The following is a 24,536-nucleotide window of genomic DNA, read 5'->3' on the forward strand; positions in this document are numbered from 1 at the left end:
ACATCGTAGTTTTAGCAACTAATTAAAAACGATTTAGCAATCTGATGCAGAGGTCTAATTTATTTTAGCGCATAGTTAATAAAGCCACCATCGGCCAATAGCTCTGCACCGTTTATAAAGCTTGCATCGTCCGAGGCGAGGAACAACACTGCCTTCGCAATTTCATCGGCATCGCCCAACCTTTGCAGCGCCGTGGCGGCAGCTAAATATGTCTTTGCTTCAGGAGGTACTGCATAATCTAATCCTGGTGTTTGAACTGGCCCCGGGCTAATAATATTTACGCGGATCTTTCTGTCGGCCAATTCATTTGCGGCAATCTGGGCAATTTTATTTAACGCCCCCTTGGTGGCAGAATACACGCTGGTGCCTAAATTTGAAGCTGTTGCTACCGTTGAGGAAGTGAATATTACAGATGCCCCATTTGCCAGGTGCGGAATTAATTTTTGCAGCGTGAAAAACAGGCCTTTCACATTGGTGTTAAATTGGGCGTCAAAATCTGCCTCTGTTGCCTGTTCAATTGGGGCAAAAACAGCTATTCCTGCGTTAAGGAAAAGTACGTCTAATTTGTTTCCGCTTGCAGTAACTGCTTTTTCAAGAATCGAAATCTCTGCCAGTTTTGAAGTGTCCGACACTACGGTTTGCAAATTTGGGCTATCGATCTCTGTGGCAGCTTTTTGCATATTACCGGCACTTCTGCCGGTAATCCAAACGTTTGCCCCGGCATTGATAAATGCTTTTGCGGTTGCTAATCCAATTCCGGTGCTACCCCCGGTTATAACTACATTTTTACCTTTAAAGTTCATGACTTAATTTTTAATATTTACGGAGCAAACTTAGGATATAGAAATTTATTTTAGTTACTTTGTAACTAAAAGTAACAGTAACATTTGGGTAACAAGGTAACTTATGGCTGACTATGTATGTGTGCCAGGGCACAAAAAAGAAATTATGGCCGTGCATGATGCAATGGACGTGCTGAACGGCAAATGGAAAATCTCCATTATCTCATCTATCTGCTATTATAATAAAAGGAGGTTCTCTGATATTTTGAACGATGTAAACGGCATATCAAACAAAATGCTGAGTAAGGAATTAAAGGAGCTGGAAATAAATAAGCTGATAAAGCGGACTGTTTTAGACACTCAGCCTGTAACCGTTCAATATAACCTGACCGAGTACGGACAAACACTGCAGACTATTATCAACAACCTGGCCGATTGGGGAATGAAACACCGACAGGTAATTATAGATGATATGTAAAAATAAAGTAGGAGAGGCTCAAAACCTCTCCTTTTTGTTTTTGGCAAAGCCATATGGCTCGCCGCGAGCCGCTGTTTTTACATCATTTTAGTTTAAACCAAACAGAAATTCTTTAATAGGATACACTATGCTGAACAGTAGTGCTCCTGTTTTCTGAACATTAATTTGATGTTAAGTTTATTTCATAAATAGATAAAAAGTGGGTATTTGAGAGTGAAATAGTGTGCTGATAATCAATATATAAGCGCATGTTTTTTGTAACATACCTGTTGTAAAAATTGATTTTTGAATAGTCATGCCAATCTCACAAGCGCCAAAAAATGCAACAATGGCAAAGTATTTGTAAAAGGGGTATCAACGCGGTTGAAATTTTTACCGCGGACTATTTACAAAAAAATACAACTATGAAAACAATGACAAAAATTATAGCGGGTGCTTTTACAGCAGCAGCTATATTTATCGGAACAAATGTTAAAGCGCAAACTACCCCAGCTAACAAATTACGTTTAGGTATAGGTATTACCGGTGGTATTCCAACCGGAAACGCGCATGATGGCTCTAACTTTTTATTAGGTGGTGATGCCCGTTTGCAATATGGTGTTTCTAATAATGTAGCCCTTACATTAACCTCTGGTTATTATAACTTTTTTGCTAAAACATACGACCAGGTAGATGGTACCACCGTTAAGGGGAAAGATCAGGGCTTAATTCCTATTAAAGCAGGTGTTAAAGCCTTTGTAGCCGAAAACTTTTATTTAGGTGCGGAGGCCGGTGTTGGTTTTGAAACACAGGCGCACCTTTACGGTAATAAGGATACTAAACTGATCCTATCTCCTGGAATAGGTTACGCTAATAAATCATGGGATATAGGCGCCCGTTATGAAAACTATTCAGGCCAAAGTAATTCCTATGGGTTTGTAGGTTTACGCGTAGCCTACGGTTTCGGATTATAACACTCCAAATACCACCAAAAAGAAAGCCCCTCGTCGTGATGATGAGGGGCTTTCTTGTTATTGTCTGAATCAGAATTTACAGAATTAGTGAATTAGCAGAATTTAAGTTGAAACGTTCTTCATTTTCAAATCTTCAAATTAATTATTTCATCTGCACATTTAAAATCTGAAATCTGCACATCTTATACCAGTTTCCCCAGCGCTTCTTTAATCCTTCTTACGGCTTCAATCAGCTTATCTTCGGCCGCAGCGTACGATAAACGGATAGCAGTAGGGTCGCCAAACGAATCGCCGCCAACAGTGGCAACATGGGCTTCTTCTAAAAGATAAATGCTCAGTTCATCAGCATCTTTAATGGTTTTGCCATTATAGCTTTTACCAAAGAACGAAGTTACCTCGGGGAAGAAATAGAAAGCGCCATCCGGCAGGTTTACTTTTAACCCTTCAATTTCACTTAGTAGCTTGTATACTATATCGCGGCGTTTTTTAAATGCGGCGCGCATTTCCAGTACAGTTTCTAAACCACCTTCGTAAGCGGCAACACCGGCACGTTGGGTTATAGAGCAGGTACCAGAGGTTATTTGTCCCTGCATTTTATCGCAGGCAATGGCTATCTCTTTGTTTGATGCCGTGTAACCAATTCTCCAGCCGGTCATGGCAAATGCTTTCGACCAGCCGTTGATGATGATGACACGATCTTTAATATAATCAAACTGCGCTATTGATTCATGTTTATCAACGTAGTTAATGTGCTCATAAATCTCGTCGCTTAAAATATATACATGCGGGTGTTTTTCAAACACTTTGGCCAGGCCTTCCAATTCATCCTTACTGTAAACGCTGCCTGTAGGGTTACAAGGCGACGAGAACATAAACAATTTGGTTTTGGGGGTTATGGCTGCCTCTAATTGCTCAGGGGTAATTTTAAAGTTTTGTTCAACAGTAGTGTTTATAAAAACACTTACGCCTTCGGCCAGTTTAACCACCTCGCTGTACGATACCCAGTAAGGGGTAGGGATAATTACTTCTTCGCCCGGATTAACCAAACACAATACCGCGTTGGCAATGGCTTGTTTGGCACCGGTTGAAACTACTATCTGGCTAAAATCATAATCAAGTCCGTTTTCGTTCTTCAGTTTGGCAACAACAGCCTTACGCAGTTCAGGATAGCCTGCTACGGGTGTGTAGTAGGTAAAGTTTTTATCCATGGCCTGCTTGGCAGCTTCTTTAATGTGTTCAGGGGTATGAAAATCAGGCTCGCCAAAGCTCAAACTGATTACATCCACGCCTTTTGCGGCAAGTTCACGGCCCAATTTGGCCATTTTAATTGTTGCTGATTCGGACAGGTTATTTATCCGGTTACTTAATGCGCTCATATAAATTATGTTATCGCGGCAAATATAGAAAATAACTTTACTGCTACTTACGCTTGTTATTTATAAATTTGCTGCCTAATAAAGATTGTTTTGAAGGAACAAAAAAGGATCATATTAATTTCGCTGATTACGGGTATAGTGTTGATGATGGCGAAATTCGGGGCTTACTTTTTAACCGGTTCCAATTTTGTATTAAGTGATGCCGCCGAAAGTATTGTTAATGTAATTGCCAGTTCCTTCGCTTTTTTTAGCATTTACCTTGCTGCACAGCCTCGCGATGAAAATCACCCCTACGGGCATGGCAAGGTAGAGTACTTTTCGGTATTTATCGAAGGATCGCTTATAGGCATTGCCGGGCTCATCATTATCGGAAAATCGATATATAGTTTAATTCATCCCGAAAATATTCATGATTTGCTCACCGGCGCGGTTATTATTGGTGCCACGGGCGCTGTTAACGGCGCTCTGGGTTATTATATGATTTATAAGGGGAAAGTATTGCGGTCGATAACGCTTGACGCAGACGGGCATCATTTATTAGCCGACATGGTAACCAGCATTGGCCTGGTGGCAGGTTTACTACTGATTCATTTTGTGGGTTTAATATGGCTTGATAGCGCGTTATCAATTTTGGTAGCCTTGTATTTAATTTATAGCGCCTACAAACTGGTACGTCGCTCTGTTGGCGGACTTATGGACGAGGCCGACATAGATGTAGTTAATGAAGTAATAAAGGTACTAAGCGATAAACGCCGCGATGCCTGGATAGATGTGCATAACCTGCGTGCTCAAAAATATGGTCATGAACTGCATATTGACTGCCACCTTACGCTACCCAGTTATTTTGATTTGAATACGGTGCATACCGAGGTATCGTTGGTTGATAAAATGATTAACCAGGAGGTAGGTATAAAAACCGAACTGTTTATCCACACCGACCCATGTTTGCCCAATTGCTGCCACTATTGCAGCATGCCCAATTGCCCCATCAGGAGCGAGGCCAAAACAGAAACCATTGAGTGGACGATGGATATTGTAGTACGAAATAAAAAACACTTTGAATAATGGCAGAGTATTTTAATGTAAGGGTTTACGGCCTGTTGCTTAATGATAACGACGAATTGCTGGTAAGCGATGAACAGGAATATGGGATGCAGTTTACCAAATTCCCCGGCGGCGGCCTTGAATTGGGCGAAGGCCTGGTTGACGGCCTGAAGCGCGAATTTATGGAGGAGTGTAACCTGGAAATTGAGATTGTAGGACATTTTTACACAACTGATTTTTTTGTGAAATCGGCCTTTAACAATTCGCAGGTCATCAGCGTTTACTATTTGGTACGGAGCATAAGCCCGGTAAATTTAGTTACCAAAACCATAGCCTTTGATTTTGACGGCGAAGGCGAAGTGCTGCAGTCATTCAGGTGGATAAACTTAACTGCCCTAAGTATAGCCGATTTTGCATTCCCTACAGATAAGCGGGTAGTTGAACTTTTACAGGATGAGTTATGAATCTTACCGAACGTGACCTTAAAGTTATCTGGCACCCCTATACCCAAATGAAAACCGCGCCGCCGCCTGTACCCATTGTAAGGGGGGCGGGTGCTTTATTGTTTGATGAAACGGGCAAACAATATATTGATGCCGTATCGTCCTGGTGGGTAAACATTCATGGGCACTCGCATCCTTATATCGCCAAAAAAGTGGCCGAACAACTGCAGAAACTGGAGCATGTGATCTTCGCCGGCTTTACCCATGAAGGCGCTGTTGAATTAGCCGAGCGGTTATTGACCCATTTACCCGATAACCAGCAAAAAGCATTTTACTCAGATAATGGTTCAACCGCCATCGAAGTAGCCATAAAAATGTGCCTGCAATACTGGAATAACAACGGCCAGCAACGCACCAAAATACTGGCTTTTAACAATGCCTACCACGGCGATACCTTTGGTGCCATGGCTGTAAGCGGCCGCAGCGCATTTACAAAAGCCTTTGATAGTTTATTGTTCGAGGTCGAATTTATCGATACCCCCAACAAAGAAAACATCCAAAGTCTCAAATCTCAAATCTCACACCTCAAATCTCAACTGGCTTGTTTTATTTTCGAGCCACTGGTGCAAGGATCTGCAGGCATGCTGATGTACGAGGCTGAATACTTGAATGAACTGATGGCCCATTGCAAACAGGAAGGTGTGCTGATGATTGACGACGAGATTTTCACCGGGTTTGGCCGAACAGGAAAATCATTTGCATGCGATTATCTTAATGTACAGCCCGATATTATGTGCTTTTCAAAAGGCTTAACGGGTGGCACCATGGCATTAGGCTTAACAACGTGTACCCAGCACATCTACGATGCTTTTTTATCTGATGATCGGTTGAAAACGCTTTTTCACGGCCATTCGTTCACGGCCAACCCGGTAGCCTGCGCATCGGCACTGGCAAGCCTGGATTTGTTTGAACAACCCCAAACAGCCGCAAATATTGAACGGATAGTTAACGCGCATGCATTGTTTGCCGGTAAAATTAAACATCACCCTAAAATAAAAAACCTGAGGCAAACCGGTACCATACTTGCAATGGAGTGGGAAACCGGGGATAATACCTCTTATTTTAGCTCGCTTCGCGATAAATTATACCATTACTTTTTAGCTGCCGGTGTTATATTACGCCCCCTGGGCAACGTAATTTACATTTTACCGCCGTATTGCATTACTGATGATGAACTACAGTATGTTTACAGCAAAATAGAGCAGGCATTACAAGAAATATAACATGTTATTAAACAAACTTTTACCGCAAATAATAGCCGATAACCAGTTGCACGCCCGCTGGCTGAACACGCTGTCGCTGATGGAAAACACCGGGGCCCGCAAAATTTCAGCAAGTGAAGACCCGCTTACGGTGACCTATATTATCCTGAAACATGCTGCCGAAGAGCATCGCCATGCCTTTTACCTCAAAAAACAACTTGAAAAAACAGGTGTTGAGCTGCCAACCTACGCCGCCGAATACCTGCTGGCCCCCGGCTCAAGCAAATACTACTTAAACCAGCTGGATATTGATGTTTGCCGCTACCTGAAAAGCGAATTGAACCTTACAGGCCCCGAACTTCGTTTTGCGGCTTATTTGCTGGTAACATATGCTATTGAAGTTCGTGCCGATGAACTTTACCCCATTTACCAATCGGCCCTTGACGAAGCCGGCAGCAAGGTAAACGTAAAATCAATTATCCTGGAAGAAGAAGGGCACCTGGAAGAAATGCTTAACCAACTGCACAAATTTTCGCCCGATTGGGAAAAACACGCCAATAAAGCGGTAGCTTTTGAAACCAGGTTGTTTGAAATGTGGGTGAAGCAGTTGGGAGCTTCGTTAAATTCAAAATTCAAAAGTTAAAATTCAAAATTTATTTCTGAACCGGAATTTGTTGAATTTAGGAATGTGCAGAATTTTTTAATTGGCCTGCTGACGAAATCCGACGTTTTTCATCGAGTATTTTGAATGCGTCTTCAATTGGGATGGAGGGTTCGTTAAGTAATTTCACTTCGTCATATAACCGAATATCTTCCAATTCGTCTAATTCTTCTTCTGTAGGCATATTCAAATTACGGCTATTAAAAATAAAAAAGCAAACCTGGAGCAATCAATATAGCGTGTTTGTCAATCTAAATTCTGCCAATTCTTTAATTCTGAATTCCGGTTCAGAAAAAATCCTGTTAATCCTGCAAAATCCTGAAAATCGTGTTTAGTACCTCATATACTCCGTATAAACCTCCTGTAAAAAAGCCTTGCCGTATAATAGTGCTCTATAGGTGGCTTTTGCATCCGCGTTTTTATTGCCGGTGTAAACTACCCTGCGGCCGGAGTTATCGTACGATACCACTTGTTGGGGTGCCATAAAACAAAAGCCATTGTCCCAGTCAAAAAAAGCAAAATCTTTGGTAGTAGGGTTTAGCAGATCTTTGGACCATTTGAACTGGTGATGGGGCAGGCCAAGCTGGGTAAGCAGGGTGGCGGCAATATCAGTTTGCCCGCCCAGTTTATTGATTTTTTTGCCCCGGTATTCGGGTTTTATTACTTCGCCAAAAAACAGCAGCGGGATATGGTATTTTACAGGGTTATAAGCTTCAGATACATTGCGTGGAAGGCGATGACCATGGTCGGCCACTAAAATAAACAGGGTGTTTTTATACCAGGCCTGCTTTTTAGCTTGTTCAAAATAGGCGTTGAGGCATGAGTCGGTAAAGTAGGCGGTACTCCTGAACTTATTGCTGGCATCACCCGCCTCATCGTCTTCCGGAAAATGTCCTTTTACGGGCAGCACAAAAGGCTCGTGATTGGTTGATGTTTGCAGGTAGGTAAAAAAAGGCTGCTTTTGTTGTTGGGCAAAATCCAGGTGTTTAGCAAAAAGCACATCGTCATAAACACCCCATTGGGTTTTTACCAGGTTTTGATCAAAGGCGGCTTCGTCGGTAATATGATCAACCTGGTGGTTTTTCATAAACAGGTCAAAATGCATATAATTGCTTTTGCCGCCGTAAAAATATGACGTTGGATACCCCGCCGTCTTAAGCGATGACGCTATGGCCGGCAGCTTTTTATTTTTTAAAGTATCGGCAACAATGGTACGAATGGCCTGCGACGGAAAGCCGCTCATGATGGATACGATGCCTTTGTCGGTCCTGTCGGCAGATGAATAAATGTTGTTGAACAGGATGCCGTTTTTAATGAATTTTTCAAAATTGGGCGCTACGCCTTTATCGCCCCCTAATGACTCAATCACATCAGCCGTATAGCTCTCTATCTGGATAATGACAATGTTTGGCCTGTTGGTGGTAAGTATGTTTACCGCGCTGTCACTATTATAGCTATAAGCCTCCTGCACAAGCCGGGTAGCGTTGCCTGGCTGCATAAATACAAATGGGTTGTACGGGCGGCCAAGGTTTTCAACTACGTTGTTAAACAGGTTCCATTCGGTATTAAGAGCTGCCTGGTTTAAAAATTCATGATCAGAAAAATAGGCTGAGTTTTGATCGACAGGTACTGGTTGTAAACCGCCCCTCATGAGCAAAAAATTGGAAAAAAGGAGTAAGGCTATAACCACGGCTTTTAGCCTGGGTTCGAGCACGGGCTTTTTAAAGTTAAAATCAATGATCTTTAATGACAGGAAGATACCCGATGCCAATATTATAATACATATAAAAACGCTCCTGCCCACCGGTGATGATCCTGTTGAGGCAAATGCTTCGGACGGTGCGTCGTACAATGATTTAAATACCCTGAACACCACTTTGGTGCCCCACTCGCGGAAAATGTTGAAATTGAGCCCGGTATTTAACGAGATAAAAAACAGGCAAACCCAAACATATACTTTAAGCCAGATAGGTTTAACATGCGTTTTTGGTATGCACCAGTTAACCAGGAAAACCAACAGGGGGATGGCGCTGATATAGGCTGCTGCCGAAGCATCAAGCCGGAGGCCGTAAAAATAGGTCTGTATAATGTCGCTTAGGCCGGCATCTTTAAGCTTGGGCAGAAAATATAGCTCAAACGCCAAACGGGTTATTGCGAAGAACAATAACCAGAATAAAAAAAATCTGACTAAACTAAAAAGGTTTCTTAACATACAGGGGTACAAAAGTAAGTACTTTACTGCAATGTTAAGAAACCTTTAGCTTTTTGTTAAAGTAATTGCTTACCTGCCGCCGCGCATGGCTTTCAAATCGTCCATCGTGATTTTTTCAAAATCGGCGGGGATACCAAAGGTGCCGGCAGGTAGTTTTTGCTCGGTTACACTTTTAACTGTAACCTCAGTTGACTGGCCCTGTGCAAATGAAGTATACTGCACCGGGAAACCACCGATGCCCGCGTAATATTTAGCTATACCAGTAGAAGGTATTTCAATATCATTGGTAATCCATATGTCGTAAGTTTTGCTGGTTTTTTTATCGGTAGCAACTACTTTTTTACAGTTAAAGCCATTGATAACCTTAGTTTCGGTGCCCGGGGCAAAAGTAAATTGTGGTAAAGCTGCCATTGCCTGGTCAATATCATCCGGACTGGCTACTGCCGCTTTTTTAATGTTGGCAACAGCTACGTCAACTAAAACCACCATCGATGTAGCATCGGCGTTTGTTAAAATTTTGATATTGGCCGGTCCGTTTGAAAAAGCAAATGCACTTGAATCGGCCCTGAAATAGTTTTTAGCTTCAACGGGGCGTCCCATCATCTGGGTAGTGAAATCTATAACGCCCTCGCTGTACTTTTTTTGTGCGTTTGCACTCATTGCGGTTGCCGTAAGGGCAAGGCCCAAAGCAATACTTAAAGTTTTTATGCTCATTGTTTTAATTTGATTATTACCAATTTACCTGTTTTTAACTTAAAGACAAATTTATTGGCAGTTAGTTTAATGTTGTTAATTAGATACGGTAATAAGTGAATTGTTACGTTTTAATATTTTATAGTGTATGCTCAACGTTTTTGCAGTTGCCGCAAATCTTTCAATGGTTTGGCTACTGTTACTGCCATCAATGATCAATGTTTGGTAGCCATAGTTGCTATTTACCTCCTGTAAATTGGTGTGCGGGTTACCGGTAATATATAAATAATTGGTCATCAGTTTGCCCGGTAGCTGCTGGTTTTGTAAATGCTTATCAAATATAATTAACCTTTTATTATAAAACTGCATTAACGCGCCGCGTTTTTTAAACCATGTTGAACTGATGTTTTGGCCTAATCCTATAATGCTGATATGCTGCACCTGTGCGCTATCTAAATAAGGTTGTACCGAATATTTGTAATTTTTATCAGTATCGGCAAGGTTGGTAAGTACAATCGCGCTGCTGCCGTTTTTAAATACAATGCCCGTGTTTTTACGCAGGTTTAAAAATGCGATAGAATGGGTGTTTTCGGCCCGGTACCTTTTCAGGCTGATGCTTGTGGCAAATAGCAGCAGGCTGGCCAGGCTAAGCTTTATAAGCCATATTTTTTTATTATACAAATAGTAAAACGCGCTTATAATGATTACATAAAGCAGTAAATACTCCGGCACGGTAAGCCATATTTTACCAATGCCGGCAAAAGGTGTATGTTCAATAATTGCCAGTGCTTTATTCATGAACAGGATGGTGTACTCCAATAGCCGCGCCTGTAAAGTTGATAGTAGGGGCACCCATGAAAGCGCCAGGTAGGCAACACCGCTATACATAATAACCGATGTAGGTATAATAATGAGCAGGTTACTCAGCAAAAAATAAACCGGGAACTGGTGAAAATACAATGCGCTTAACGGAAATGTAATAACCTGCGCCGCTATTGATACCGAGCAAGCCATCCAAACTTTATTGGCCCATTTATTTTTAAACTCCAGCCATTGATAAACAACCGGCTGTAACACTACCAGCCCCGCCACAGCCAGGTACGATAACTGGAAACCAACATCTGTTATTAAAAGCGGGTTGTACAACAACAGCGCGAATGCCGATACGGCCAGGATGTTGAGTAAATTAATGTACCGTGCATAGGTTTTACCAATAATAACCATACTGATCATCACCGCTGCCCGGCAAACGGCAGGCGAGAAGCCGCTGAGCAGCGAATAGTACCAGATTAGCGCGATAATGATAACCGCTTTTATTACCCGGCCATGCCGGTAGCCGTTTAAAAAGCCAAGCGTAAATTGTAACAGAATATAAATGATGGCTACGTGCGCACCCGAAACCGATAATACATGAATAGTACCTGTTTTGGAATAGGCCTGCAAAATATCGCTGCTCAAATCGGCTTTGTACCCGAGTATTAGGGTTGATGCTACGGCTATGGCGGCCGGGTCATGCATTTGCTGCTTAAACCGGTTAATCATTTGCTGCCGCAGCCGCAACGAAAAGGCGATGAGCGGGTTACCGGTACCATGCATTACAACCCGGTACATCTCCGGGTATAAAAATGCCTGGTAGTATATATTTTGATGCGCCAGGTATTTTTTGTAATTGAATTCTCCTGGGTTAAAAGGGGGATCGATAGGGTTATATTTGGCCGGGATAACTAACTCATCGCCATATTGCAGGGATATGGCTGCACTGTCTTTAATGGTGATTAATATTGTGCCGGTAACTGGTTTTGATTGCTTATTGTTAATGCTTTGCCCAACCGTTGCTGTAAATCTTAGCAGGCCGTTTTTGAGCTGCGGTTCGGTGGTAACTTTTATCGAAAGATATTGCGCCGGCCATCTGGAAAAATGTTGCCCATTGTTCAACTCGTTGTTATTGATTGCTGCGATGCAGCCTGCCAAAAACAGGATGAGTGTGACTAATAACCCGCCAAGCCACCTGTTTTTATAAATAGCCAGCCGTTGGTAGGCTAAATTCAGGAAGATAAATGCAATGCCCAACCCGCAGAAAATGCCCCAAAGTAAAGGCAGGTATGCAGCTGTGATAAAGCCGATACCTAAGGATATCCCTGATAAAAAGGGCAGGAGCAATACAACAAACGGGATCTCGCCTTTATGATTCGCGATCATTTATGATATAGAAAACAATAAAGATATGTTTTAGGAGGATATCTACAACTGGTCCCTTACTTCCAGCAGGAATTTTTTGATGTTTTCGAGCGAATCAATCACCCGTTGGTTTTCTTTATGGTCGCCCAGGTTGCTTTTCAGGTGTTCTTTGGCGCCGTTGAGGGTATAGCCTTTATCGCGGATGAGGTGGAAGATGATCTTGAAATTCTCGATATCTTCCGGTGTAAAATAGCGGTTGCCTTTTTTATTTTTTTTAGGCTGAAGTACATCAAACTCCTTTTCATAAAAACGGATAAGCGATTGGTTTACATCAAACATGGCCGATACCTCGCCCATGGTGTAATACATCTTGCTTATTTCACGTTCTTTGTAAGCCATATGCAAAGGTATCTTTTTGATTTTGGATTTGGGAGCCGGGATTTGGGATTTTTTGCCTGAGCCCGATTAATCAGATTATCAGATTTCGACAGGAACTCAAATTCATTACAATCCGGTCAATCCTGCAAAATCCCTAAACTGTATTAGCTTTTCATCTTCTTCAGCAATGCTTCCACAACTTTTGGAAAATGCAGGTGTTCCAGCTGCTGGCCTTTGAATTTGATCATCTCAAGGTTGTCGCCTGGTTCAATTTTGAATTTCGACTGATGGATAACTTCACCTTCATCAAACTGTTCGTTTACAAAATGAATGGTTATACCACTTTCTTCTTCCCCGGCATCTAAAATAGCTTTGTGTACATGATCTCCGTACATGCCTTTACCACCATATTTGGGCAGCAGGGCAGGGTGCAGGTTGATGATTTTGTTGGGGAATGCCTTTAATAATGACGCCGGAATCAGCCATAAAAAGCCGGCCAGTACGATAAGGTCTACCTGCAGGTTTTTGAGCAGGCGGATTACATCATCGGTCTCAAAAAATTCATGACGTGTAAATACGTGCGATGGCACTTCAAAATTGTCGGCTCGCTGTAACACAAAAGCTTGCGGGTTGTTGGTGAGTATCAATACAACTTCGGCCTCGGCATTGCGTTTAAAATACTCCATTATTTTTTGGGCGTTTGATCCCGAACCTGAAGCAAAAATGGCAATTCGTTTCTTCATTAAAGTTTTTCAAAGGTGATGAAACTGCCTCAAACGGTAATTAATATGTTAAGGGCAATTTATAAACCGTTCAATAATATTCAAATATAATTTTTTATGTGATTTAATTGCTACTTGTTATAGCTTTTTGCCTGATAAATCCATAGCGTACCACCGTGCGGGCCTTAGTTGCCGAATAATTGGGTTCAACGTCGCCGGTTTGTAATACCAGCGAGTAATTGCCAAGGGTTTCAATCTGTGTGTAGTCAAATGGTTTTTCGGTACTCATGGTGCCACCTGCTACCGTATCTTTAGCCACCATATCTGATGAGAAGTATAACCTGTTTTCGGTCAACGTCCAGGTGCCGGTTGATGTTTGCTCAATACAATCAAAATTGGTGTAGCTGCAGGTATTATCGCTTTTGAAAGTAAAATACTGGTTTTTATCACAATCGGTATTTAAGGTGTCAGGGTTGCCTACCTGCGTATTCCCTGTGTAATGGTAAACCTGTATCGAGGCCAGTTGCCAAACACCGCTGGCTAAAAGGGCCGGAATATTGCTGTTTTTATCTTTTTTGCAGGAGTTTACCAGTGCCCCAACGACAACTAAGGCAAGTATAAAGAGTAATGGAAATTTTTTTTTCATGAAATAATGTACGCGCAAAAATATGAAATCCTGCAGTTATTAATCCACCGGCAGGGGGTATATTTAAATAACTGTTTTAAACGTTTTTTATTTTATTGGAACGGCCAACATCTTCAAGCCGATGTAGCGGTTTTAACTTTGAATTTTTACTTTTAACTTTTGAAATTAAAATCATGCGTATCCCATTCCCGCTGCTTAAAGCCGAATTTAAACGTGTTTTACTAAGCCTCGACTTTACAGATGACAAGGCCGACAAGTGTGCTGTTATTTTTGCTGAAAACAGCAGAGACGGCATATATACGCATGGATTAAACCGTTTTCCGTTTTTTGTGCAGCACGTAAAAGATGGGCTGGTTAAACCGGATAACCAACCCAACCGGCAAGCTGGTTTTGGTGCCATGGAACAATGGAATGGCAATTTGGGTCCCGGGATGCTGAACGCCAGGTTTTGTATGGATAGGGCTATCCAACTTGCAAGTGATAACGGAATAGGATGTGTGGCACTAAAAAATACCAACCACTGGATGCGCGGTGGCACCTACGGCTGGCAGGCTGCCAATGCCGGTTACATAGGTTTATGCTTTACCAATACCATTGCCAACCTGCCACCCTGGGGCGGCCTTGAGCCACGTTTGGGCAATAACCCCCTGGTGATAGCTGTGCCACGTAAAGATGGGCATGTGGTGTTGGATATGGCCATATCGCAATACTCGTTGGGGAAGTTGAAGCAATACGAAAATAGTAACGAGCCATTGCCCTTACCGGGCGGATATGATAGTGAAGGTAATTTAAGTACTAATCCGGCAGCCATCCTTGGGGCAAAAAGGCTACTTCCTATTGGGTTTTGGAAAGGATCGGGGCTTGCCCTGGTGCTCGATCTTTTGGCTACTGTATTAAGCGGTGGAAACTCCACAGCAAGAATAACCGAAAGCGGGGCCGATTCCGGCATATCGCAGGTATTTATCTGCATAAAACCTGCAAACGATCAGCAAACAGCCACCTTAATTGAAGAGATCATCGCTTACACCAAAACCAGTACCCCTGAGCAAGAGGGTGGTACAATAAGCTATCCCGGCGAAAATACCCTGAAAACCCGTGAAAGAAATTTATCCGAAGGGGTTTTGGTTGATGAGCGGATTTGGGATGTGGTGAGGGGGCTATAAAGCCGCTCCTCTATTTTTGAATTTTGAATTTTTACTTTTGAATTTACCCAACCATCATCCCCTCAAATTTCTCCCAAAAGCCATCGCGCGGAACCGGGGCTATAATTTCGACAGGCTCGTTTTTTACCGGGTGAATAAAGGTAAGCTTACGGGCATGAAGGCAGATGCTCTTACGCAGGCTGCCACGCGGATATCCGTACTTATTATCGCCTACTATAGGTGAGCCCAGCGTTGATAGCTGCACGCGGATTTGGTGCGGCCGGCCGGTTATCGGGTCAACTTCTACCAGGTAGTACCCGTTAAGCTCGGCAACCAGTTTGTAGCTCAGTTCAGATCGTAAACTGCCTTGCACCTCTTTGTCGTGAGCTTTGGTTACGTTTTTTTGCGGATTTTTTACCAGCCAATGTACCAATGTGCCCGATTCAGGATACGGTTTTTTGCGCACCACGGCATAATAGGTTTTATGCATTTCGCGGCCTTTAAACATTTTATTGATCCGTTCAAGCGCTTTACTGGTTTTGGCAAAAAGTATAACGCCGCTCACGGGCCTGTCAAGCCGGTGTACTACGCCTAAAAACGCACCGTTAGGCTTATTGTATTTTTGGGCAATGTACTTTTTAACTTTATCGTCTAATGACTCGTCGCCGGTATCATCAACCTGCACAATATCGCCGGCACGTTTGTTCACCGCAATAAGGTGATTATCCTCATAAAGGATATCCTTATCAGTAACATCAAAACTGGTATAATTAAACTCGGGGCGGGCCATTTTATTATTTCGGATTTGGGATGTTCGATTTCGGATTTGCTGATTTAATAGCGGAGATGGTTCTTCCTTCTCATTTTCAAATTTTCAAATCCTCAAATTTTCAAATCATTTGCATATCTGCACATCTGAAATCTGCACATCTGCTTAATATTGTTCCTTATCACTCGGGAAGCTTTTTGATTTTACATCGCTGATGTAGTTTTTGAAAGCGCCGTTCATCTGCTCATATAAATTAGAATACTGGCGTAAAAAACGCGGCTTAAAATCGTTGTTAATCCCCAGCATATCGTGTATTACCAAAACCTGGCCGTCGCACTGGCCGGCACCGATACCTATAATAGGGATTTGTACGCTTTGGCTAACTTCTGTTGCCAGCTTGGCCGGTATTTTTTCAAGCACAATAGCAAAGCAGCCAAGCTCCTGTAATTTAAGCGCATCTTCACGCAGCTTTTGGGCCTCAACTTCCTCCTTGGCGCGTACTGTGTAGGTGCCAAATTTATAAATAGATTGCGGTGTTAAGCCCAAATGGCCCATTACCGGGATTCCCGCCGTAAGGATACGGCTTACAGATTCGGCTATTTCTATGCCTCCTTCCATTTTAACGGCATGCGCACCAGACTCTTTCATGATCCGGATAGATGAGTTAAGCGCCTCTTTGGAATTACCCTGGTATGATCCGAAAGGCAAATCAACAACAACCAATGCGCGTTTGGCCGCGCGAACAACTGACGATGCATGGTATATCATCTGATCGAGCGTTATCGGAAGCGTGGTTTCGTGCCCTGCCATCACGTTTGAGGCCGAATCGCCTACCAGGATGATGTCCATACCGGCTTCATCTACAATGGTAGCCATGGAGTAATCGTATGCGGTAAGCATGGCAATTTTTTCGCCACGGTTTTTCATCTCCTGCAAAATATGCGTGGTAATCCTTTTAACTTCTTTGTTTACAGACATAGTTAAATGTATTAAAGAAAGCACAAAGGTAATTTTTTTTATTTCGGATTTCGGATGTTCAAATTCGGATTTAATAAGGCTAAATGAAGGTTAATTCAAAATAAAATTTCAAAATAAAAAAATCCGAAATCCCAATTCTGAAATCCGAAATATTCTTGTACTTTTGCACCGTGAATCCGGAAGTTCCTTACTTCAATATTTCTATTAGTTTTCACGGGGCTTTGAACCAGGCGATCCGATTTAATAATCCATTCAATTTTTTTGCTAAATGACGCACTTCACCAAATTACCGGCAGTACTTTTATTGGCTGATGGCACCGTATTTTACGGTAAAGCCGCAGGAAAGATAGGTACTACTACCGGCGAAATCTGTTTTAATACAGGAATGACCGGTTACCAGGAAATTTTTACCGACCCATCATACTTCGGGCAAATAATGGTTGCTACCAATGCGCACATTGGTAATTATGGCATTGCCGATAGCGAAGTTGAATCGGGTAATATCCAGATTGCAGGCCTGGTTTGTAAAAACTACAACATTGCTTACAGCCGCAAACAGGCTAACGAATCTATCCAGGACTATTTTCAGCAGCAAAATATAGTAGGCATCAGCGATGTTGATACCCGCCAGATAGTACGCCATATCCGCGATAAGGGAGCCATGAATGCTATCATTTCTTCGGAGATATTAGATATCGAAGAGCTGAAAGCCAGGCTGGCCGAAGTGCCTTCAATGGACGGATTGGAACTATCGTCGCAGGTATCAACCACCGAAACTTACACTTTTGGTAGCGAGGATGCCGCCTATCGTGTAGCGGTACTTGATTTGGGTGTAAAGAAAAACATCCTGCGCAACTTTGACGACCGTGATGTTTACGCCAAAGTTTTCCCCGCAAAAACTACTTATGCCGAAATGGAAAAGGATTTTGCGCCAAACGGATATTTTATATCAAACGGCCCCGGCGATCCATCGGCTATGCCTTACGCCATTGATACCGTAAAAGAAATTTTAGCCGCCGATAAACCGATGTTTGGTATCTGCTTAGGCCACCAGTTGCTGGCTCTGGCTAACGATATCCCAACTAAAAAAATGTTTAACGGTCACCGTGGCTTAAACCATCCGGTAAAAAATATCATTATCAATCATTGCGAGGTAACATCGCAAAACCATGGTTTTGGCGTGATCCCCGAAGCCGTACGTGCATCTGATAAAGTAGAAATTACCCATGTAAACCTTAACGATCAATCGATAGAAGGTATCCGTGTAAAAGATAAAAGAGCATTCTCGGTACAGTATCACCCGGAGTCGTCACCTGGCCCGCACGATTCAAGGTATTTGTTTGATGATTTTATCAACCTGATGAAATAAGCTGCGGATGTGCAGATTTTAGATGTGCAGATGATTTTGGAAGCCTTTTGAGTGTTAAACTTGAAAGGCTTTTTTATTGTTGGTTTATGCCTCGGCCGGTGTGGCAACGGCTACAGCCGGTAGCGTAAACATAAATTCGGTACCTACTCCGGGCTCGCTGGTTACCCATATTTTGCCGTGGCATTTTTCGACCAGATCCTTGCAAAACAACATGCCCATGCCGGTGCCCGATTCATTTTTGGTGCCAATCTTACTGTTTACCTTGCCTTTAAACAGTTTATCGCGCTGATCGGCAGACATGCCCACCCCGGTATCTTTTACCTTTACAATAATTCTTTTATTATCTTCTATCGTTGCCGAAATCTCTATGGTATCACCTTCTCGGCAAAATTTAAGTGCATTGGTAATCAGGTTACGAATAACAATGCGGATAGAGTTTGGATCGGCCCAGGCGGATAAATTGGCGGGGATACTATCCACCAGGGTAATACCTTTTAATTGGGCTTGCTCATGATAGCTCTCAATCTCCAAACTCACCAGCCCTTTTATCGAAAAGTTTTTTACCGATGCTTCAAAGTTTTCCATTTGGCTGTTTATCCAGAATAGCAGGGTATCAAGAAAATCAGAAGTATATTCCAGCTTTTTTAATACGCCGGGTATCATTTCCAGCAATTCTTCGTGGCTGATGCTGTCGTCCTGTAATAAACTGAAAAGCCCACGCAGTGTGCTTAATGGCGCGCGCAGGTCATGTGCTAAAATAGATATCAGCCTGTCTTTTAAAACATTTAAATCGTTTAGCTTTTCGGCCTGGTCGTCAATGTTGGCTTTTTGTTTCAATATCTCGTGGTTACGGTCTTCCAAAAGGGCGTTAATCTTTTGCTGCTTTCGTTTTTGCCGGTAATAAATACCCACAGTAACAATCATGCCCACAATGATGATAGAAAATATGGCGTTAACCAGGCGTTGGCTTTTTATTTTCTGTTGATATATCAGGTCGCGTTCGCGTTGTTGTTGGGCAAGCTGACGCTTCTTTTCGGCAAAGCCCAGTTCGTAATTATATGACGTTAGCTTTTGAATGCTTTCATTATCGTTAATTTGATTTTTAAGGTTGATATACTCATTCAACATCCGGTTGGCATCCTCAAATTTGCCAAGGCCGGCCATCGCTTTGTTAAGTTGTAATGCGGAGTTTGAGCGTACCGATATATTCCCCAGTTTAATAGCCTGCGCCTGCCCGTCCACGGCGTATTTATACGCATTTTTATAATCGCCCAACAAATTATAAACGGTGGCATAACCGTTTGAAGCATAGGCCTGGTTGTAAACAATCTGGTATTTTGTGGCTATCCGTAATGAAGTATCCAGGTATGATTTGGCAAGCGGAATTTGATTTTTATGCGCATAACACATGCCCAGATCTGTATAAACCGAACTTAGCCCGTCTTTATCATCCTGCTGTTTGGCGGTTTTTAACGATTTTAATAAATACACTATAGCCTCGTCGTACTTATGCTGGGCAAGCAGTACTTCGCCAATGTTTTCATTTATGGTGCCAACAGCTTGTTTGTTATTGGTGGCCTCAAATACCTGTATAGCTTTTTTGAAATATTCGAGGGCGTTTGGAAACACCTCCATGTTTTGCAATACCACACCAATATCATTATAAATTTCGGCCGAGGTTGTTACATAGTTGTTTTTTAACGCAATAAAAAGGCCCTTGTAGTAAAAGTCGAGCGCATTTGAAAGCTGGCCTTTGCTAAAGTATGTTATACCTATGTTTTTATAGCAATCTGTTAAGGTAGGCTCGTCCTGGTTGCGCAGGCAAATCAGGCGTACTTTATCTAAATAGCCTAACGCGAGTTTGTATTCGGCCAGTTGGTTATACATCCGCCCGTACGAAATGTAGGCCTTACTAAGGCCCCTATCGTTATGCAAGCTTTTGAAGATGGCTATAGCTTCGTCGAAATTTTGTTTAGCTTGTTTGGAGTTGCCTTTAAAATAATTTACGTGCCCGGTTTCCAGCAAACCATTAGCTATGCCTTCCGGATATTTAATTTTGCGCGATAGCTCAATGCTTTTTTTGCCATAATAGTAAGCGCTATCGGGGTTCGATTTAAAGTAACCCGATGCTATTTTATTGAGTTTGTTAATGGTAGCGGTATCCGGATTTTTTTGATATGCAGACGCAGGCAATAACAGGTTTTTAATGCTGTCAACTTCGGGATGTGATTTGGCAAATGCCGGAAGGCTTAAGAATATAAAAAAGACCGCCGATATTAACCCCCGTGTACCATTGTTATCTACAATATGTTTTTTTAATCTCAAGATCAGTTAATAGTTAATGCTTTATACGAGACAAACAACGAAATTGATTTGGTTTATTTTAATTATTAAATATAGGGTATTTTAGTAGTGGGCTTAATTAATTCCCTTTAATTAATTTTAATGCTTTAACAGGCGCTATGAAAAAGAATATCGACCTCAAATTAAATGCCGGTGAAAAGGCAATACTTAAAAGCCAAAAAATAAAGATAAATACGTTAACCGGCTACGCTCCTGATGAAATAGCGGCTATCCTGAAAGCATCGGCCCAAAGGAGTCAGGAAATTGCCGCGCTGATGGAATTTCAAAGCATCCCATCGTTAGGCATTAACTTTGCAACCGAACTTATTGAACAAGGGTATTATTCATTAAAGCAGCTTGAGGGGAAAGATCCGGTTGAACTGTACAATGCATTTGAAAAACATTGCGGCGCCTGGGCCGACCCCTGTGTTGAGGATTCGTACCGTTTGTTGGCCCATTATATTGTACACCGCGACGATAGCAAACGCTGGTGGCACTTCACAGCCGAACGCAAAGCCTACCGCGCCCAATACGGCTTCCCCGCCGATAGGCCAAAAAGCCCATGGTACGATTTACCACAATATCCCAAAATGAAACAGTATGCCGATAGCCTGAACAAAGGTAATACTGCTGTTAAGTCATAGGTACTTAGTTGTGAGCCCTGAGTCAATTCGTTATTTTTGACTTAAACTTTAGGGCTTTCGGCTAAGACTATCCATTATTTGATACCTAACATAGGAGATCGCTTTAAAAACTTGATGTAGAAAGGTAGCCCCCCACGGGGCAAAAGATACATTTTAGCATTGTTCTACAAACAGGTAGCCTCTACGAGGCAAGGCAGTATTAACAAAAGCCTGGTGCCTCGTAGAGACTACCTGTTTGTAGCAATATTTATCTAAAATTCTTTATGCCCCGTATGGGGCTACCTATTTCAGCATTAAAAGCTATTACATAGGTAATAAAGTCTAAACATGATTTTCCTAACTGTTTACACTGCAGTGTGTCTTTAACTCTTGATTCTTACATCTTGATTCCGATTTATTTGTTATTTTTATTTGGATTTATTCTAAATAAGGATTTACTTTGCTTTTGTTCTTAAAAGGGAAATACGCTTCCTGCAAAGTAATTGACGTTTAAGTTGAAAAAACACTTTAAAATATAAAGCCCTGCTCTGCGATAAATGCCGTGATGGCTTTATTACAGGGCAGGCACCAATTAAATCTATCTATTTATGTGCGACGCAAAAGTATTGAGCCAGGTTGGTGCATCGGTTATAAGCCGGTGCCAGGAGTGCCGTTGTATCTTCATCTGGAATAATAACCTTATCCTGAGTTTTACGCCCGAGCAGTTTGTACAATTCCGGGATTTTACCCTTGAGCTTAATTTTGAGAATTATACTTTCCCGTTTCCCGACGGGCAGGAACGTATGGTAATGCGTACCCCGGTAAATGATGTACAGTTTACCTTCAGCAGCGATGAATGGGAAGATTTTCATGCCGCCATGAACGAAGCCGTTTACATGCAGGAAGTATACAGCCTGATGGAAGGGGGGGAGTAGATGTGCAGATTTCAGATGATTTGAAAATTTGAGAATTTGAAGATTTGAAAATGAAAAAAATCGAAAATTATGAATTTACAAATCCGAAATCAAAATTAGCAAATCCGAAATCGAAATTCCGAAATCAAAGATTACACCAGTAAGTCCACTTAACTACCAGCTGGCGGTTTTTAACGGTATAGGGTGATGGGATGGAGTTATCCCCATAAACAATAAAAAAATCTGATGCCGGTTTGTAGCGCCATTGCAGGCGCACGTTGGTATTAATGTTTTTTACCTGGCCGTTGTATTGTACATAAGTGGTAAAATATAGGGTGTTGCTTAAGGTAATATCTGCCTTTGGGCCAATCAGCCAAAATTGGGTATCGCCATAAGGCTGGGGCAGGCGCAAATCATTAAATGAGGAGTTTACAAACAGGTTAACATAAGGCTGAAAGCGGTAGCCCAGTTGTGCAATCAGGCTGGTACGGTATCCATCGTAATAACCACCGTGCAAGCCCTCTAAAAGGTAAGTAAATAGCGCCTGCGGTTTCGATACAAACTGCATGTCAACCGTATTCCAATGATGTTGCGAGCCAATAGGCAGCGGTGTTTTGCCTGTATTTGTTGGATCAAACGGTACCAATAATTTGATATAGGTATCAATCCCCGATATCGTAAATGTACTTTTGTTACGCAGTGTCATGATATAGGCTAAGGTGCTTTCGTTATCGGTGCGCTTAAAATTCTCGTCAAAATAATAGTTGCTGGTTAGCTGGATGCCATGGATAAGCACATCGCCGCCTTTGGGGAAAAAATTATGTAATAGCAGCGGACTGATTTTATTATAGCCAACCCTGGGTACGTAGCCAACCCCCGCAGTATAGTTTTTGCCAACATACTCATCTTGCAAATAGGCCGTCCAGTATTTGCTCAGGTATTGCACATGGGCTGCTGCCACCAGGTCGTGTCCCTTAAGGCCGGGTGTAAATGATTTTAGGCCTAAAAGCTTGCCGGTCCATAAATTGCTTGGCGAGGCCAGGTTGTACTCCATGCCAAAGTTGCGGTTATAGGCATTGCCCGGGGTTGATGTCCCTGTAGCATCCTTATTAATAAACATAAAGCCGATGTTTGAACGGCCAAAAACGCGCCGCTGAAGCGTGAGTACACCATAGTTTTGGGCAGGGGTAAGGGCATCGTTTGATGTTCCGGTTTGTATATCCATCAGCCCAACGCGCCAATCTTTATCCAGCTTGCCCGTTAGCCTGGCGCCAAACCTGATAGGTGCATTGAGCCCAATTCTGCGCGAAAAAAACGGCCTGATATCGGCGTAGCCAAAATTGGCAAACAGGTCGCCGTTCTCTAAAAAAAACTGCCTCTTCTCGGGAAAAAACAATTCATACCTGTTCAAATTTACCACCTGCTGGTCTACATCAACCTGCGAAAAATCGGGGTTAACGGTAAGGTCGAGGTTGAGGGACGAGGTAAGGCCTATTTTGGCATCGCCGCCTATTTCTTTTTTCCAGTCGGTTTTGGTTCCGGCTATGTAATCTTTAGATAGGCCGGTAAGCGCGTAGGGGATGAGCGAAATGTTGGTGCCGGCATCGGGCGGTAATTCGTCCCAAACCAATAGGCCTGTATACGCCAGCGACGCCGTGGGGAACTGCCTTGGCACCGGCGCCCAGCTCGATTTTTCGGTAGATATCAGGTCGTTCCGGCTAAAGTTAATGCCCCATTGGCCAACGCCTTTTTTATAGCGGATACTTTTAAAGGGGATGGCCGCTTCAAATACCCACTTATCAGGATAGTTTTTTACTACCGATATCCATTTGTTATCCCAGCTAAGGTCAACCTTGCCACCCTCGTACATGGTACCATCCCATTGAGCGCCGGCGGCGTTGGCGCCAAAGCTAAAGCCATCTGTGCGGGCGTCAAAGGGGTCGAGAAAAAATATAAAATTATCGTTTTTTTGAAAGGCGAAATCTCGCTTCAGCGATTCAACCATGTATTCGCCGGGCCCTGCGGTATAGCAAACGGCAATAATGTACAGGTTGTTGTTATCGAAGGTCATCCGCACCTCGGTATGTAATTTGGCCCGGCTGGTATCCATAGGCATCACCATAAAAAAGTTAGCAGCCGAATCGGCGCTATGCCAGGCCTCGTCCATAACCCCGTCAATAGTAATGGGCGCTGTGGTTTTACGAATATGATATTGAAACGCCGAATTCTTTTTTTGCGCCGATGCAGGTAACCTGAACAAACAAATAGCCAGTATCAGTAGCTCTATTTTAAAAAATATGTACGGGTTTACTTTGTTCAAGTTTGATGAAGATGAAAGGTTTAAACACAACTTAGCCCGCTGTTGTAGCGGGCCAGGTTATATTATTGAGCAAGATAATAATTAGGTGTTAGAATCAAAAATTCGGATAAGATTGTTACCATTATAAAAACGGGTTGTCATTGCGAACGAACCAGCGGGGGGCTGCGCGCACGAGTGAGGAGAAATCTTCGACAATATGCTATACTACATGCAATGTAAAGCAGGGCGTCGAAGATTTCTCCTCGTACCT

At 42.6% G+C, this 24,536-nt stretch carries 23 protein-coding genes; 10 read left to right on the forward strand and 13 right to left on the reverse strand.

Annotation, left to right across the window (positions count from 1 at the left end; genetic code table 11):
* Window positions 1-59: 59 nt before the first annotated feature.
* A complete protein-coding gene (locus tag BMX56_RS29025; protein ID WP_090653228.1) occupies window positions 60-803 on the reverse strand; it encodes an SDR family oxidoreductase in 744 nt (247 codons plus the stop codon).
* 103 nt (window positions 804-906) lie between these two features.
* Between BMX56_RS29025 and BMX56_RS29030 the strand changes: the two genes are divergently transcribed.
* Window positions 907-1,260 (forward strand): winged helix-turn-helix transcriptional regulator, encoded by a 354-nt coding sequence (locus BMX56_RS29030; protein WP_090653229.1) that lies wholly within the window; start codon window positions 907-909, stop codon window positions 1,258-1,260.
* Between the two features lie 404 nt (window positions 1,261-1,664).
* Window positions 1,665-2,213 (forward strand): hypothetical protein, encoded by a 549-nt coding sequence (locus tag BMX56_RS29035; protein WP_143065562.1) that lies wholly within the window; start codon window positions 1,665-1,667, stop codon window positions 2,211-2,213.
* A 182-nt stretch (window positions 2,214-2,395) separates the two neighbouring features.
* Here the strand turns inward: BMX56_RS29035 and BMX56_RS29040 are convergent, their stop codons facing one another.
* A complete protein-coding gene (locus BMX56_RS29040; protein ID WP_177183958.1) occupies window positions 2,396-3,589 on the reverse strand; it encodes a pyridoxal phosphate-dependent aminotransferase in 1,194 nt (397 codons plus the stop codon).
* Between the two features lie 90 nt (window positions 3,590-3,679).
* Between BMX56_RS29040 and BMX56_RS29045 the strand changes: the two genes are divergently transcribed.
* The 4 genes from BMX56_RS29045 to BMX56_RS29060 are packed head-to-tail and all read left to right on the forward strand — an operon-like array spanning window position 3,680 to window position 6,981.
* Window positions 3,680-4,654 carry a cation diffusion facilitator family transporter gene (locus tag BMX56_RS29045; RefSeq protein ID WP_090653231.1) on the forward strand — a complete coding sequence of 325 codons (975 nt, stop codon included), beginning with the start codon at window positions 3,680-3,682 and terminating at the stop codon, window positions 4,652-4,654.
* A complete protein-coding gene (locus tag BMX56_RS29050) occupies window positions 4,654-5,097 on the forward strand; it encodes an NUDIX domain-containing protein (protein WP_090653232.1) in 444 nt (147 codons plus the stop codon). Before BMX56_RS29045 ends, BMX56_RS29050 begins: the two co-directional genes overlap by 1 nt.
* Entirely contained in the window at window positions 5,094-6,359 is a 1,266-nt protein-coding gene (gene bioA, locus BMX56_RS29055; protein WP_090653233.1) for an adenosylmethionine--8-amino-7-oxononanoate transaminase, read from the forward strand. The genes BMX56_RS29050 and bioA overlap by 4 nt, the downstream gene beginning before the upstream one ends.
* A 1-nt stretch (window position 6,360) precedes the next feature.
* Window positions 6,361-6,981, forward strand: a complete 621-nt coding sequence (locus BMX56_RS29060; protein ID WP_090653234.1) for a hypothetical protein — start codon at window positions 6,361-6,363, stop codon at window positions 6,979-6,981.
* 37 nt (window positions 6,982-7,018) lie between these two features.
* Here the strand turns inward: BMX56_RS29060 and BMX56_RS30325 are convergent, their stop codons facing one another.
* The 7 genes from BMX56_RS30325 to BMX56_RS29090 form a co-directional block, all read right to left on the reverse strand.
* Window positions 7,019-7,183 (reverse strand): hypothetical protein, encoded by a 165-nt coding sequence (locus BMX56_RS30325; protein ID WP_177183959.1) that lies wholly within the window; start codon window positions 7,181-7,183, stop codon window positions 7,019-7,021.
* Window positions 7,184-7,330: 147 nt separating this feature from the next.
* On the reverse strand, window positions 7,331-9,142 hold the full coding sequence (locus BMX56_RS29065) for an LTA synthase family protein (RefSeq protein WP_177183960.1): 1,812 nt from the start codon (window positions 9,140-9,142) through the stop codon (window positions 7,331-7,333).
* Window positions 9,143-9,280: 138 nt separating this feature from the next.
* Window positions 9,281-9,925 carry a hypothetical protein gene (locus BMX56_RS29070; protein WP_090653236.1) on the reverse strand — a complete coding sequence of 215 codons (645 nt, stop codon included), beginning with the start codon at window positions 9,923-9,925 and terminating at the stop codon, window positions 9,281-9,283.
* A 75-nt stretch (window positions 9,926-10,000) separates the two neighbouring features.
* Window positions 10,001-12,103 (reverse strand): ComEC/Rec2 family competence protein, encoded by a 2,103-nt coding sequence (locus BMX56_RS29075; protein ID WP_090653237.1) that lies wholly within the window; start codon window positions 12,101-12,103, stop codon window positions 10,001-10,003.
* Between the two features lie 42 nt (window positions 12,104-12,145).
* The gene (locus BMX56_RS29080) at window positions 12,146-12,481 is read right to left on the reverse strand and encodes a MerR family transcriptional regulator (protein WP_090653238.1); all 336 of its coding nucleotides are present in this window, start codon (window positions 12,479-12,481) and stop codon (window positions 12,146-12,148) included.
* A 143-nt stretch (window positions 12,482-12,624) separates the two neighbouring features.
* A complete protein-coding gene (gene purN / locus BMX56_RS29085; protein WP_090653239.1) occupies window positions 12,625-13,203 on the reverse strand; it encodes a phosphoribosylglycinamide formyltransferase in 579 nt (192 codons plus the stop codon).
* Between the two features lie 103 nt (window positions 13,204-13,306).
* Window positions 13,307-13,828, reverse strand: coding sequence for a lipocalin-like domain-containing protein (locus BMX56_RS29090; RefSeq protein ID WP_090653240.1), 522 nt, complete (start codon window positions 13,826-13,828; stop codon window positions 13,307-13,309).
* Window positions 13,829-14,001: 173 nt separating this feature from the next.
* Between BMX56_RS29090 and yiaK the strand changes: the two genes are divergently transcribed.
* Window positions 14,002-14,991, forward strand: a complete 990-nt coding sequence (gene yiaK, locus BMX56_RS29095; RefSeq protein ID WP_090653241.1) for a 3-dehydro-L-gulonate 2-dehydrogenase — start codon at window positions 14,002-14,004, stop codon at window positions 14,989-14,991.
* A 43-nt stretch (window positions 14,992-15,034) separates the two neighbouring features.
* Here yiaK and BMX56_RS29100 read toward each other — a convergent pair whose 3' ends face one another.
* Window positions 15,035-15,760 carry an RluA family pseudouridine synthase gene (locus tag BMX56_RS29100; protein ID WP_090653242.1) on the reverse strand — a complete coding sequence of 242 codons (726 nt, stop codon included), beginning with the start codon at window positions 15,758-15,760 and terminating at the stop codon, window positions 15,035-15,037.
* A 144-nt stretch (window positions 15,761-15,904) separates the two neighbouring features.
* A complete protein-coding gene (gene panB / locus BMX56_RS29105; protein ID WP_090653243.1) occupies window positions 15,905-16,717 on the reverse strand; it encodes a 3-methyl-2-oxobutanoate hydroxymethyltransferase in 813 nt (270 codons plus the stop codon).
* Between the two features lie 268 nt (window positions 16,718-16,985).
* Here panB and carA point away from each other — a divergent pair, with 268 nt between their 5' ends.
* The gene (carA, locus tag BMX56_RS29110; protein WP_090653244.1) at window positions 16,986-18,086 is read left to right on the forward strand and encodes a glutamine-hydrolyzing carbamoyl-phosphate synthase small subunit; all 1,101 of its coding nucleotides are present in this window, start codon (window positions 16,986-16,988) and stop codon (window positions 18,084-18,086) included.
* Between the two features lie 84 nt (window positions 18,087-18,170).
* Here carA and BMX56_RS29115 read toward each other — a convergent pair whose 3' ends face one another.
* Window positions 18,171-20,411: a tetratricopeptide repeat-containing sensor histidine kinase gene (locus BMX56_RS29115; protein WP_090653245.1), complete on the reverse strand. Its 2,241-nt coding sequence runs from the start codon at window positions 20,409-20,411 to the stop codon at window positions 18,171-18,173.
* Between the two features lie 137 nt (window positions 20,412-20,548).
* Between BMX56_RS29115 and BMX56_RS29120 the strand changes: the two genes are divergently transcribed.
* Window positions 20,549-21,073: a helix-hairpin-helix domain-containing protein gene (locus tag BMX56_RS29120; protein ID WP_090653246.1), complete on the forward strand. Its 525-nt coding sequence runs from the start codon at window positions 20,549-20,551 to the stop codon at window positions 21,071-21,073.
* Window positions 21,074-21,660: 587 nt separating this feature from the next.
* A complete protein-coding gene (locus BMX56_RS29125) occupies window positions 21,661-21,987 on the forward strand; it encodes a DUF6686 family protein (protein ID WP_090653247.1) in 327 nt (108 codons plus the stop codon).
* 124 nt (window positions 21,988-22,111) lie between these two features.
* On the opposite strand, the gene BMX56_RS29130 is transcribed toward BMX56_RS29125, so the two are convergent.
* Entirely contained in the window at window positions 22,112-24,286 is a 2,175-nt protein-coding gene (locus tag BMX56_RS29130) for a DUF5916 domain-containing protein (protein WP_218152510.1), read from the reverse strand.
* Window positions 24,287-24,536 lie beyond the last annotated feature (250 nt).

The organism is Mucilaginibacter sp. OK283 (genome assembly GCF_900110415.1).
GTDB lineage: Bacteria > Bacteroidota > Bacteroidia > Sphingobacteriales > Sphingobacteriaceae > Mucilaginibacter.